Genomic DNA, 12,466 nt, shown 5'->3' with positions numbered 1-12,466 from the left:
CTTCCCCCGGTTCTGCCTCAATGCGCGGAGACGGAATCGAGCCCGGTCGATTTCACTTCCGCTTGTACACCGGGCGAGGCGAGATAGTCGAGGAGCGCCTTCGCTTCCTTCGGATGCTGCGCGCCGACAGGGATGCCTGCGGCGAAACGCGTGACGGACTGCAAAGACTCGGGAATCTTGCCAACGAACGTGGCGCCCTGAACGGGCAGCAACTCGCTTACCTGCTGAAAGCCGATTTCGTAGTCGCCGTTCGCCACCACCGACGCCACCGGAATCCGCGGGATCATCTTCGCCTTGGACCTGACCTGATCCTCGATGCCGAGTTTCTTGAACAACTCTCGCTCGATATAGACGCCGCTCGCGCTGTCCGAGTAGGCAATCGACTTTGCATGCAGCAGGGTTTGCCTGAGGTCCTCTGCCGAGCCGATGTCGGGCTTCGCCGAACCTTCGCGTACGACCATGCCGATGCGCGAGTCGGCCAGTTCCACCCGCGATCCGGGGACGACCTTGCCTTGCTTGATCAACTCGTCGAGCGCATAGCCGACCATGATGACGACGTCCGCGGGCTCGCCGCGCTCGAGCCTGTTGGGGATCGCTTCGGGCGATTTGCCCATCGACGGCCCGAGCGCGGTGTCGAGCGTGTTGCCGGTCTGGGACGCGAATCTCGGGCCGAGCACCTTGTATGCGGCCGTGAAGCCGCCCGAGCTCATGACGTGCAGCTCGGCGGCGTCCACGTTCGCGGCGGCGGCCGAACTCGCGACGAGCGCCATCGTGCAGAATTTAAGAAGCAGGTTTTTCATGGTTGTGGTCATGCAGGGTTGCGATAGGTGCGGGCGAAGCGCATCAGTGCGCCGGCGTCAGCGTCACTGCGCGGCGGCGATAGAGCGCGAAGGTGGCCAAAAGCGCGCACGCTGCGGCGAAGCTCATCCAGTAGCCGGGGGCGGCCTTGTCGCCGGTCATATGAATGAGCGCCGTCGAGATCGCGGGAGTGAAGCCTCCGAACACCGCCGTGGCGAGGCTGTAGGCGAGCGAGAAGCCGGCCACCCGCACTTGCACCGGCATTACTTCCGTGAGCGCGACGACCATCGCGCCGTTATAGATGCCGTACATGAACGAGAGCCACAGAAGCACGAGCAGCATGTTGACGAAGCTCGGCGCGCGAGCGAGCAGCGACAGGGCCGGGTAGGCGGTCGCGATGGCGAGCACCGTCATGGCGACGAGGAGCGGACGGCGGCCGATCCTGTCGGAGAGTGCTCCGCCGATCGGCAGCCACACGAAGTTCGACACGCCGACGCACAGCGTCACGAGCAGACTGTCGGCGGTGCTCAGGTGCAGGACCGTCCGGCCGAAAGTCGGCGCGTAGACCGTGATGAGATAGAAGCTCGTGCTGGTCATCGCCACCAGCATCATGCCGGCGACGACGACGGCCCAGTTCTGGGCCAGCGTGCCGAACACTTCCTTCATGGTCGGACGATGCTGACGCGCCTTGAACTCCTGCGTCTCCTCCAGATTGCGTCGCAGCATGAAGATGAACGGCACGATCATGCAGCCGACGAAGAACGGCACGCGCCAACCCCATGCGGCGATGGCCGATGCGCTCAGCCAATGATTGAGCGCGAAGCCGAGGCCCGCGGCGACGACGATCGCCACTTGCTGGCTCGCGGACTGCCAGCTCGTGAAGAAGCCCTTGCGGCCGGGCGTGGCCATTTCGGCGAGATACACCGATACGCCGCCCAGTTCGGCGCCCGCCGAGAAGCCCTGCAACAGCCGCCCGAGCAGCACGAGCGCGGGCGCCAGAAGTCCGATCGTCGCGTAACCCGGCACGAAGGCGATCAGGATGGTGCCGCTCGCCATGATGGAAAGCGTGACGATGAGGCCCTTGCGGCGGCCGACGTCGTCGATATAGGCGCCGAGCAGGATCGCGCCCAGCGGCCGCATCAGAAAGCCGGCGCCGAAGACGGCGAACGTCATCATCAACGAGGCGAATTCGCTCTGGGCGGGAAAGAAAACGTTGGCGATCTGCGTGGCGTAGAAGCCGAACAGGAAGAAATCGAACTGCTCGAGGAAATTCCCGGCCGTGACGCGGAAAACCGCGGCGGCCTTTGAACGTCCGGTAGAAAGGTTAGACGAGGGGTGCATCGAACTGTCTCCTGAAATCCTGGAAAGGCGCGGTGGTCCGGCCATTTGTGGTTTTGTCAATATTCGCCCGGAGCCGCAAAAACGATAAGTGCAAATTTTGGAACGATTAATGTTCTGTCGTTATCAATGCGGGCGTTCCGATGCGACCGCGGTTCAGATGATCGTCGATTTCAGCGACGCAGCCGAGCATGCGCGGATAGAGAAAACGAGCGTCTTGAAGGCGAACAAGTCGTCGGGCGGTCGGTTGAAGATTTCAAAGGCGCCGGCATCGCGGTGCGAACGTCGAACGTCCAGGCGCTCTTCACGGGCGACATGCAACTAGAATACTCATACACCGCCATCAAGAAGAATCTGGCGTGGTGCAGAGAGCCGCTCTGAAAGGTCCGACCGACTTCAGCCAATGCCGCGAACATCCAACGAGGAACGTCCCGCATGTGCTACTCCGCGCAGATCAAGGCCGACTATCGCCGCTACGTGAAGATGTTCGGCGCGCAGATGGACATCCGCGAGTTCGCGCGACTCTTTTGGGAACGTGCGGAGGGTAGCAAGTCCAAGATTCCGAAAGCGATGGAAGACGCTTTCCGTGAGCCTGCGACCGACGACGAGCGTCAGATCAAGGCTTCTATCGACCGGTACAACGCTGATCAGACGACGAAGCTCGAGCAGGAGCTATTCAAGCAGCGCACGCGACTGGCAGATGCCGAGCGCACGCTACAGACGAAGACCACAAAAGGCGCAACCGAGAGCAAGCGCATTGCGGCTGACAAGATCGACGCTGCGTTGCGTCGCCTCTCAGACATGAACCGCATCGAGCAAGAGCCTCGCGATTCGCGCATCTTTCCCGGCTACTACGCCCCTGTCCTCGTGGTCGAAGACGGACAGTACGTGGTCAAGCCGATGCGCTACCAGTGTCGCATTGCAGGTAAGCCTGCGAACTACGACATCAAGTACCCGGGCACGTACAACGCGCGGCGCGACAGTCTCGACAAGTTCTGGAAGCCCTGTTTCGGCTACACACACGGGTTGCTGCTGGTCGATGTCTTCTATGAGAACGTGACGCGCGCAAAGTGCGAAAACACGTTGTTCGAAACACATGACGGACCGCAGGCGCCGGGTGAGAACGTCGTGCTGGAGTTTCGGCCCAATAACGGTCAACTGCTGATGGTCGCTTGCCTGTGGTCGAGGTGGACCGCTCAAGGCCAGCCCGATCTTTTGTCGTTTGCCGCGATCACAGACGAGCCGCCTGCGGAAGTCGAAGCCGCCGGCCACGACCGCTGCATCGTGCCGATCAAGGAGGAGAACGTTGAAGCCTGGTTGAACCCGCAAGCCCACGACTTCGCCGCGCTCGATGCGATTCTCGAGGATCGGGATCGGCCGTACTATGAGCACCGGCTCGCCGCATAAGTCGCCACAGCGGGCGAAACATGCCGCACATCGCTCGGAACGCTCCTTGCTGGTGGATCGTTGTTCTTTACTCAGGAGGCAACGATGGCAGGCGACAATTCGTATAAGCCGGGAGAGATCGTCAAAGTGTCCGGCATCTATTCCGTCGTCCATGACGATGGCAAGGACACGTTCGAAGTCACATGCGTCGAGGGCGAACACTTTCCTCCGACGCGAAGCGGCAAGGGCGCCCACTTCGAACTCAAATACGGGGCGACCCACTCGCACAAGCACAGCGAACTGAAGGGCACCGAGGCACGTAGCTGATCTCCACAAAGTGCCGACGTGGAGCCCGACTTGGCTGGCGCTTCATGCCAACGGCCTGGCGCATTGCGGCGGTGATGCGTTGCCGCGTGCGTCAGTCGCGTTGCCGAGGATCGCCGGCGAGCGTGCGCACGCAGAAGGCGGCTACTGGGCTCGCGCCTCCAGCCATTGCGCGAATAGGCGATGAGGGTGTTGCCGGCTCCATTCGTCGTACCGAGGATGGCCGAAAACCGCTGCGCTCAGGGTCTTAGGCCATGATGGGTTCCCTGCGCTCTGCACTGTTGTTCTTGGTGAGCCATTGGAGAGCCACTAGAATCCTAGAAAGCGGCGCGCTTTGTCTCGCATCCGCGCCGCTTCCATCGGCGTCGGACTTGTCATTGGCCTCGCCGCAGCCGTCTTAACGCCCTGTATGTCCTCAAGGAGGCCATCATGAAAAGCATCTCGGACCGCGCGCAGCTTCGCACCCCGCTTATTGCGCTGATCGGCGCTGCCGCGCTGTGCTTCGCCACGGCAGCTCTCGCAGAGAGTCAGGCGGCGAAGAAGCTCGGCCAGATAACGGTTATCAATCAAACGCTGCAGCCGAAACCGCTGAAGGCGAACCCCGCGGCGACTGCGACTAATAGTCCCAATACGTCGAACGCCACTACGCCGAACGCGAACGTCAGTTCTAACTACAACGCCGCCCCGACCTACAACTGGAATGCAATCAACGCGGCCAATGCCGCGAACGCCGCGAACGCCGCGCGAGTCAATGCGGTTCCTGGAGCGCCTGCGCCCGCTGTCAAGAGGTAAGGTTCGCCGACTGCGCAACTTGAGCTGCACACCCACGGACTCCTTCCGGTTCCCGGCTGAGAGCACGAGCTCGGTAATGATTTGGTTCTTCGTGGATCTGCGGGGAGAGGCCGTATGCGACCGTATGCAGCCGTCGAGCTGCGACAACAGTCAATGTCAACTTCCGCAGCCTTAACGGTCATTCACGCGGACAATCGATCACCTCGACGGCACCGAGAGTTAACATACAATTGTCACGCGCTAGTGCGGTTGGACACTGTGCCAAAGCTGTGATGAGGCCATTTACAGCAGGACTGCCCGGCTTCTTATCCATTATGCCGCGATACAACTGTCTTCCTTCGTAGCGTCGCGCCCTATAGTGAAGGGTGCGCACTGTCGCTTCGGGACCGTCCACGCATAGTGGAGCCCCTCGACGCTCGTCTCCTCGATCGGTCTCAACACGAACACCGTACGAAACGGGCGGCGAGCGCAAGGTGCATCCGTCGCTCACCAATCCCGACAGTCGTTTCATCTCGCTTACATCGCCGCACGGGTTGCTATAAATGGGCCCGCAAGAGCGTTAACCCCTATCACATATTTATCACCGAATAGGTATATCGGGAAGTAATTCACGTGCTCATCAACGCCGTCCACGAAAATGACATGCTTCCAGTCAAAGTGCCGTATTCCACATTAAAGGGGCGCAGCTTATAACCGGATAGCCACGGTAATTGAATGAGCGTACTCGTGCGGAAGAACGGATTCCAAAGCGACAGAACGAAAAAATGGGGGCTAATACGGCGAAAGCAACGGGGCGTTGTAATTTGCTCATCTAATTGCTCCAACGCAGTTCAGCTTAGCTAACTCCTTATTGCCGCTCATGACTCTGGACGTTTCATCGATCCGCGCATTCATCTGCTATCTGGCGGGCAGTCATACCGTGGCGATCAACGCATGCTATAGAGACGCTAATGGTCCATCGCAATCGAGCACAGGAAGAGGGCCGAAGATCAGGCAGTCTTTCTGGAAACGCTAGTAATCGCGGGAGCGTTGCACAGCGCCCGTCAGAAGCTGGCGCATACATTCAGACCGTATGACCTTTCCAATCTGCGCCCATCACAAGGGCAAAATGGATATCGACAAGGTGCGGCACCGCCTGCGCCTACCGCGTAAGAACACCACTGTCTTGGCGATGCGATCGTCGAACACCCGGACCGCGCGATAGCCCGGCGATTCGGGCGCGGCGTCTTATTCAGGGCAAGCTCCACTACGCTAGTGTTGTCGACAGGCAGTTGCTTGATAGCGGTACATCTGTTCTCATCGCTGACTAGCGGAACGCTCGACGAGTCGAAGCCCCCTGGATCGTTATGAACATTGCTGTAGTACATTTGCAATGAAGAATCCTCGACTCTGAATACAGCGATACGACTACTGAATGAAACGCTTGCCGTTCAGAAGAACTAAAGCTTTTTTGGCGCGATCGCTCACAGTCCACATGAGTCAACCCGCTCCTCCCGATGCACCGCTCGACGTTTCTTGATTGCCCGATCGGTGTTCGGCGTTGAGCACATCTGTTCACACGACGCGGGTTGCGGGCGTCGTCGCCGCTGCGTATTATTCGACGAAGCCGTTATCTAGAGGTAAGCGGCTCCAGTGGCCGGTGCACGCGCAAAGCGCACAGGAGAAATGTATGTTCAAGTCAAGGATGAACTGGCGAGCTGGGATAGACGTTCGTATGCTCTCAGCCTTGCTGGCTTTCGTGGCGCTCTGCTTCCTCGCCATCCGAGTCGTAATCATCTATCATCTGTTCTTTCGGAATCCAGTGAGATCGCCGGATATACTGAGCGATTTCAATCTGTTCTACTATGCGTTCAACGTTGTCTTGCATTCCCCGAATCAGGCTTCGCTGCTTTACGACAACGCACGACTCGCCGCTTTCTTGGCGGCAATGGGCAGCGATGCATCAGGCTTCGGCGTGTTCTACTGCTATCCACCTCAGTTTGCACTGATTTTTTCTCCTCTCGGCTTGCTATCGCCTCTGACCGCAAAGCTCGTCTGGGTGAGCGCGTCATTTGTGTTATGCGCGATCGGGGCAGTACTGCTGGCGAAAATGTCTTATCGCGGAGCCGATCGGCGCGCAATCATCATGCTGGTCGCGATGACGCTGCTAAGCTATCCAGTTTTACACGACGCTTATCTGGCCCAGTCGAACGAACTGCTCTTCTTTCTTCTTGCGACAACCTTCTTCCTGATCGAGCGCGATCGCCGCTATGCTGCCGGCGTCTTTCTCGGACTAGCCATCGTTTTCAAGGTCACGCCGCTTGCGATTCTCGGCTTGCTCGTGCTGCGTTTCGAGTGGCGCACGGCGATGTCGACGATTGTCTGCGCGGGAGTTCTAACGCTGGTCACCGCGTTCAAACTCGGATTCAACGTCATCCGGCATTTTTTCCTCTTTGATATTTTTCGCGCGCAAGAGCAGATTGCGACCGTCGGGGGTTTGCCGGGAAACGGCGCGCTTCGAGCCGCGCTGCAGACAGCTGTGCAAAGCGTCGGCATGCCTGCGTCCGAATCTGTGTTGCACTGGAGTGCGAACATCTTTGCGCTGATGGTTTGCGCCCTTTCTTCATATCTCATCTTTCGCCGCAGTCGTGACACGCGAATCGACTACGCACTGGCATCTATGACCATTCTTGTCGCCTCTCCGGTGATTGAACCGATCCATATGGTCATTGCGCTGATCCCCTTGGTCATTCTCATCGGGACAGCGATGGAGCGCCCTGCCGTGCGCCTATCCGCCATTGCCCCGGGAGCCGAGATCGTCGTCACTGCGATAGCCGTACTACTGCTGTACTTTCTCGAACGGTCCGCCACGTATTTCGTCGCTGCAATGTTGACGTATGCGCTCTGCGTAGCTCGCTATTTTCCCGCCGCGTTTTCGCGTAGTCGGGACGCGACGGCGCTTCCCGACGCGCGGGCTGCGTAGACGCGTGACCTCGGCGGCTCAGGCGGTGGCCGGAGCGGGCGCATAGAGCAGCAGCACGCTCGCGATCAACAGCGTCGCGCCGGCAAGCGTGCGTAGCGACATGCCCTCGCCGAGCATGACGCCGACGAGCATGATCTCGAGTATCGTCACCGCGGTGATCGAGCAGTGGCGGCGTCACTACAATGCCATCCGGCCGCATTCAAGCCTGGCCTACCTGACGCCCGACGAGTTCAAGCAGCGGTATTGTTCAACTGAAGCAATCGAGGCCGTTCTCCAAGATTGAAACGGTCCGAAGAACTCAGGCAGGTCAGACTGACGAAGGACGAAGCCCGCGAAAGGTACGGATGTGTCGTCGGCGTGGCGGGCGTGACCTTCTCAGTCGGCCGAGGGGAGACGCTTTGTGTGATGGCCCTTTCCGGTTGCGGAAAATCCACGCTGCTTCGCCATATCAACCGGCTCATTGAGCCGTCGGCGGGACAGATCTGGATCAACGGCCGGAACATTTCGGCCCTGACAGAAAGAGATCTGAGATCGCTGCGCGCGAGCCAAATCGGCATGGTATTCCAGAACATGGCGCTATGGCCGCACTTCACCGTGCTCGAGAACGTGACGTTCGCCTTACACGGCCGTGGGAAAGACAAGCGCGATAAGTTGGACGCGGGGCGTGCAGCGTTGCGTGCGGTTCGACTTGATGGATGGGAAGATCATTACCCTGACCAGCTATCGGGCGGAATGCAACAGCGGGTAGGCCTTGCGCGGGCGTTGGCATCGGGCCCGGAGATTCTGCTCATGGACGAGCCCTTCAGTGCGCTCGATCCCGTTGTGAGACGTGAACAAGGTGACCAGTTCGCGGAGCTGACGCGTCGCATGGGCAAGACGTCGGTGTTCATCACGCATGATTTCGAGGAAGCGGTTCGCATCGGTGACCGGATCGCGATCATGTGCGAGGGTAAAATCGTACAAATCGGGTCGCCGTTCCAGATCATCCACGACCCCGCCAACGAATACGTTCGCTCGTTCCTTGAAGGCATCAATCATTTGCACGCTGTGACGGCAGAGACCGTGATGGAACCGTCCGTCAAGAAAGGAGTGGAATCGTGGCCTTCGGTATCGACGCAGGACCGACTCGCCGTGTTGATCGACCGGCTCAGAGGATCCTCGACACCGTTGGCGGTAAGAGCAGACGAGCAAGTCGTCGGGACGATCACGGCGGACAACCTGCTCGCAGCAGTGCGATCTCGGCTTGGTTAGCGCCAAAACCGCCTGCAACGCTGGCGAGACACCTTTGAACAATGCGGCGATAAATGCAAACCCGACGAGACAGCAGTCGATGGCAGACAAATTTGCGCCGACCGATATCCACATTCACCCCTTGATCGCCGGCCGTTGGAGTCCGCGCGCTTATGCGGATCGCCCCGTCTCGCCTGACGATGTGCGTGCCTTGGTCCAAGCAGCGCGCTGGGCTCCTTCGGCCTTCAATGGCCAACCCTGGCGGTTTTTGATATTGGAGAAGGGCACGAATGCCGTCGCCTTCGATCGTGGATTCCGTACCCTAGTGCCGTTTAACCAGTCGTGGAACAAGAATGCTCAGGTGCTTATTGTCGTGCTCGCCGATACGCTGAACTTCAAAGGCGATGTCAATCGTACCGCGCACTACGATGCAGGTGCATCGGCGCTGGCGTTGCTACTGGAAGCGCATGCCCGCGGTCTCGCCGCGCATTCGATGAGCGGATTTGACGCGCCAGCCCTGCTTGCCGGGTTCGGTATCGACAAGCGGTATGTGCCGCTGGCTATGATTTCCGTGGCGCATCATGGGGACCCAGGCGACTTACCAGTGGACTTGGGGGAACGGGAACGCGCGCCCCGACAAAGACGTCCGCTCGGTGAGATTGCGCATTTCGGCAAATGGACCAACGAAGGTGAAATCTAGCATAAGCGCCCAGAAATGCATGTTGCTGTCCGTCGCATACTGGACGTTGACTGGTTGTAGGAAAAATCTCCTTGAAATCGCTGTACGCAAGTTGCTCGTGCTCGCGCACTAGGTCAGCCGATAGCGCCGCATTGCGGGCAAATCAGGTACGGTTCACGCGGCCGCGGCCCATTTTCCGAGCGTCTCGTTTTCAACGCCAAGCGCCAGCATGCCCAACGATTCTGCCTGCGCCATGCTCCCGTGCAAATGGTCCCTTGGTCCAGCGTCGGTACGTCTTGCTTCCGTGCCTGCCGCACCCCAGCTGGCGAGACGGGCTTCACCGGAATCGGGTTGCTCAGCGTGTTGCGGATGGCGCCAGCGAGCCCCAATACTTGAATTAAATAGTACTATCACTTTTTCGTGGGCTGCTTAAGTTCGCGGCGAAGGCTGCGCGGCAACGAGGCCCAGTACGCTGATCGGCGCCTCTATAGTGTTCTGCAGGGCCGTCATATGCGGGAAGAGATTGAAGCTCTGAAACACCATGCCGATCTTACTGCGCACCTTGCTCCTGAGACCGCTTCCGGCCGTACGGCTGAGCGGACCTTCTATGGATCGCCCTCGATGATCAGTCTTGCCGCCGTCCTTCAGCCTGCCGCTTCCAGAGCGTCCAGGGGCGCTCCATTACGCCGAGGAGCATGTCGTCGGCGGCCTTGCCTTCGCCGTCGTCGAGATAGGTCAGCTCGCCGCCGAGCGCGATGGCCTGTTGCTGCATGGCGGCGTTCAGCTCCGTGTAGATCGCGCGATAGACGGCAGTGGGCAGCGACGGCCCCGTCGCCACGAAGCCGTGTCCGCGCATGAGCGCGACGTCGGAATCGCCGAGCGTGTCCGCCAGCGCCTTGCCTTGCGCGCCGTTGCGCACCAGCATGTCGGTGCAGCCGAAGCAGTGCCGGATGTCGAACACCGGCGAGCCCGCCGAGAGGAAGCCGGCCATGTGATACAGCGGTCGCAGCCGCACCGAAGATGCCGCGAACGGGATCACCGACGGCGAATGGCTATGCACGATCGATTGCACATCAGGCCGCGCGCGATAGATTTCCGCGTGAATCCACGTCTCGAGATAACGCTTGCGCGTGTCGCCGTCGACCGGCTGACAGTCGAAGTCGAGTGTCAGGATGTCTTGCGGCTGCACCAGTTCCGGCGCCATCGACTGCGCAATCAGGAAATGCTCCGGATTTCGCGGATCGCGCACGCTGACGTGACCGAAGCCGTCGAGCACTTCATGCTGCGCCAGAATGTGATTGGCCACCGCGAGGTCCTCGAAGAGGAGCGGCACGTCTTGCGCGCCGTGAGTGGTCGCAGCGGGGGTGTAGGGGGTGTCGTGTGTCATGGTCTTTATCGTTGCATAAAGGATGAAAATCAGAGGCGCGTTTCGGCCAGCGAGAGTCAGACGGCGGGCGGGCCGTCGTTCTCGGTACCGTCAATGTCCGAACGCAGCGGACTGGGCCATGCCTTCTGGCCGCTCCACGAGGAAGACGAGCGCCGCCGCCGTGACGAGCGCGGCGGCCAGCACGAAGAACATCGCCCCCGGGCCGCCTGTCGCCTGTTGCAGCAGTCCCGAGATCGCCGGCCCGCACATGGCGCCGAAGCGCGCGATGCCGAAAAAAACGCCGACCGCCGTGCTGCGAATCTCGGTCGGATAGCTCACGGCCACGAGGTTGTTGAGGACCGTCTGCGTGCCGATCACGAACATGCCCGCCACCACGATGATCCAGAAGATCGAGCCGCTCGTGACGAGCGCAAGCAGGGCGATGGCGCTTGCGCCGAGCAGCCACGCGATCGACATGGCAAGGCGCCGGTTGCCGATGCGGTCGGCGACGAAGCCCGAGAGCAGGCTTCCGAACGCGGACGCGAAGACGAGCAGCGAACCGTACGCAAAACTGATGGACAAGTTCTCGCCGCGCCTGAGCAGAATGGTCGGCAGCCATCCCGACAGTCCATATGACGAGAACAGCGAGAGCGCGCCCATCGCCCAGAAACAGAGCGTCTTGCGGCGGTATCGCGCGGCGAAGAGCGCGGCGAGCGAACCGGCTTTCACGGTCGGCGCGGGCGCGACCAGGTCGGCCGTGCGGAATTCTTCCGCGCGCGCGGGCCAGAAGCGGGCCAATTGCGCGCGCACCGCGTCGAGGCGATGGCGGCTGCTGAGAAAGGCCACGGATTCCGGCAGCACGAAGTGCAGTGCAACGGCGAGGAGCATCGCCAGCGCGCCCGTGAAATAAAGGCTCTGCCAGCCGAAGCGCGGCATCAACCACGCCGCGATGAAGCCGGAGCTGGTGGCGCCGCCGATCCAGCCGAGCGAGAAGAAGCCGATAGTGAACACGTTGTTGCCGCGTTTGGGCGCGATCTCGTTGAGGTAAGTGACGGCCATCGGCATCAGCAGGCCGAGCGCGAGTCCCATGATGAAGCGTAGTACGACGAACGACGAAAGATCGTGGGCAAAAAGCGCGATGGCCAGACTCATCGCGCTCGACAGCCACACGCCGGGCAGGATCACCTTGCGCCGTCCGAGCCTGTCGCCGAAAAGTCCGGAAACCGCCGAGCCGATGGCGAAGCCGGCGAGTCCGCACGAGAGCAACAGGCCGATCTGGCTTGGCGACAGATGCCACGCGGGCGTGACGGCGGACACGATATACGACGCGTTATAGAGATCGTAGCCGTCGTACCAGAGGATGAGCGCGAGCAGGATCGCGAGGCGGAAATGGAACGCGCCGAGCGGCGCAGCGTGCAGCGTGTCGCGCACGTCGAGCCGCTTTCCCGCCGAAGAGATTGTCTCCTGGGTCATGCAGTGTCTCCAGATGGATGTTTGGCTGCCGCTTCCGCCGATGCGGTGGAGCACGCCTTTATGTTTTTCTGCGAGTCCACTCTACTGGTAGCCTATATATCAATCAATATTGAGTTTT

10 protein-coding genes and 2 pseudogenes are annotated in these 12,466 nt (G+C 60.3%); 7 read left to right on the top strand and 5 right to left on the bottom strand.

Annotation, left to right across the window (positions count from 1 at the left end):
• Window positions 1–17: 17 nt before the first annotated feature.
• Window positions 18–800, bottom strand: a complete 783-nt coding sequence (locus GV035_RS05210; RefSeq protein ID WP_159833938.1) for a substrate-binding domain-containing protein — start codon at window positions 798–800, stop codon at window positions 18–20.
• A 43-nt stretch (window positions 801–843) separates the two neighbouring features.
• Window positions 844–2,139: an MFS transporter gene (locus tag GV035_RS05205; protein WP_159833937.1), complete on the bottom strand. Its 1,296-nt coding sequence runs from the start codon at window positions 2,137–2,139 to the stop codon at window positions 844–846.
• Between the two features lie 432 nt (window positions 2,140–2,571).
• Here GV035_RS05205 and GV035_RS05200 point away from each other — a divergent pair, with 432 nt between their 5' ends.
• The 7 genes and pseudogenes from GV035_RS05200 (at window position 2,572) to GV035_RS05170 (ending at window position 9,530) form a co-directional block, all read left to right on the top strand.
• Complete coding sequence (locus tag GV035_RS05200; protein WP_159833936.1) at window positions 2,572–3,543, top strand: SOS response-associated peptidase family protein; 972 nt, start codon at window positions 2,572–2,574, stop codon at window positions 3,541–3,543.
• Window positions 3,544–3,627: 84 nt separating this feature from the next.
• On the top strand, window positions 3,628–3,849 hold the full coding sequence (locus tag GV035_RS05195) for a hypothetical protein (RefSeq protein ID WP_159833935.1): 222 nt from the start codon (window positions 3,628–3,630) through the stop codon (window positions 3,847–3,849).
• A gap of 426 nt (window positions 3,850–4,275) precedes the next feature.
• Window positions 4,276–4,638 (top strand): hypothetical protein, encoded by a 363-nt coding sequence (locus tag GV035_RS05190; protein ID WP_159833934.1) that lies wholly within the window; start codon window positions 4,276–4,278, stop codon window positions 4,636–4,638.
• Between the two features lie 1,669 nt (window positions 4,639–6,307).
• Entirely contained in the window at window positions 6,308–7,600 is a 1,293-nt protein-coding gene (locus GV035_RS05185; protein ID WP_236572444.1) for a glycosyltransferase family 87 protein, read from the top strand.
• 154 nt (window positions 7,601–7,754) lie between these two features.
• A pseudogene (locus GV035_RS05180) lies at window positions 7,755–7,883 on the top strand (integrase core domain-containing protein); the annotation flags it as partial.
• A 74-nt stretch (window positions 7,884–7,957) separates the two neighbouring features.
• Window positions 7,958–8,851, top strand: coding sequence for an ATP-binding cassette domain-containing protein (locus GV035_RS05175; protein WP_201303908.1), 894 nt, complete (start codon window positions 7,958–7,960; stop codon window positions 8,849–8,851).
• Between the two features lie 79 nt (window positions 8,852–8,930).
• Complete coding sequence (locus tag GV035_RS05170) at window positions 8,931–9,530, top strand: nitroreductase family protein (RefSeq protein WP_159833932.1); 600 nt, start codon at window positions 8,931–8,933, stop codon at window positions 9,528–9,530.
• 414 nt (window positions 9,531–9,944) lie between these two features.
• On the opposite strand, the pseudogene GV035_RS29345 reads toward GV035_RS05170, so the two are convergent.
• The 3 genes and pseudogenes from GV035_RS29345 to GV035_RS05160 form a co-directional block, all read right to left on the bottom strand.
• Window positions 9,945–10,073: pseudogene (locus GV035_RS29345) on the bottom strand (ectoine/hydroxyectoine ABC transporter ATP-binding protein EhuA); the annotation flags it as partial.
• Between the two features lie 61 nt (window positions 10,074–10,134).
• Complete coding sequence (locus GV035_RS05165; RefSeq protein WP_159833931.1) at window positions 10,135–10,896, bottom strand: class II aldolase/adducin family protein; 762 nt, start codon at window positions 10,894–10,896, stop codon at window positions 10,135–10,137.
• Window positions 10,897–10,986: 90 nt separating this feature from the next.
• Window positions 10,987–12,348, bottom strand: a complete 1,362-nt coding sequence (locus GV035_RS05160) for an MFS transporter (RefSeq protein WP_159833930.1) — start codon at window positions 12,346–12,348, stop codon at window positions 10,987–10,989.
• Window positions 12,349–12,466: the final 118 nt, after the last annotated feature.

It is taken from the genome of Burkholderia sp. 8Y (assembly GCF_902506145.1).
Lineage (GTDB): Bacteria > Pseudomonadota > Gammaproteobacteria > Burkholderiales > Burkholderiaceae > Caballeronia.
The sequence above is the reverse complement of the archived record's forward strand: the minus strand, read 5'-3'. Positions and strand labels throughout refer to the sequence as shown.

Bases quoted from the DNA above. Each gene is read 5' to 3' on its own strand.
- GV035_RS05210 (WP_159833938.1), bottom strand. From the start codon at position 800: ATGAAAAACCTGCTTCTTAAATTCTGCACGATGGCGCTCGTCGCGAGT.
- GV035_RS05205 (WP_159833937.1), bottom strand. From the start codon at position 2,139: ATGCACCCCTCGTCTAACCTTTCTACCGGACGTTCAAAGGCCGCCGCG.
- GV035_RS05200 (WP_159833936.1), top strand. From the start codon at position 2,572: ATGTGCTACTCCGCGCAGATCAAGGCCGACTATCGCCGCTACGTGAAG.
- GV035_RS05195 (WP_159833935.1), top strand. From the start codon at position 3,628: ATGGCAGGCGACAATTCGTATAAGCCGGGAGAGATCGTCAAAGTGTCC.
- GV035_RS05190 (WP_159833934.1), top strand. From the start codon at position 4,276: ATGAAAAGCATCTCGGACCGCGCGCAGCTTCGCACCCCGCTTATTGCG.
- GV035_RS05185 (WP_236572444.1), top strand. From the start codon at position 6,308: ATGTTCAAGTCAAGGATGAACTGGCGAGCTGGGATAGACGTTCGTATG.
- GV035_RS05170 (WP_159833932.1), top strand. From the start codon at position 8,931: ATGGCAGACAAATTTGCGCCGACCGATATCCACATTCACCCCTTGATC.
- GV035_RS05165 (WP_159833931.1), bottom strand. From the start codon at position 10,896: ATGACACACGACACCCCCTACACCCCCGCTGCGACCACTCACGGCGCG.
- GV035_RS05160 (WP_159833930.1), bottom strand. From the start codon at position 12,348: ATGACCCAGGAGACAATCTCTTCGGCGGGAAAGCGGCTCGACGTGCGC.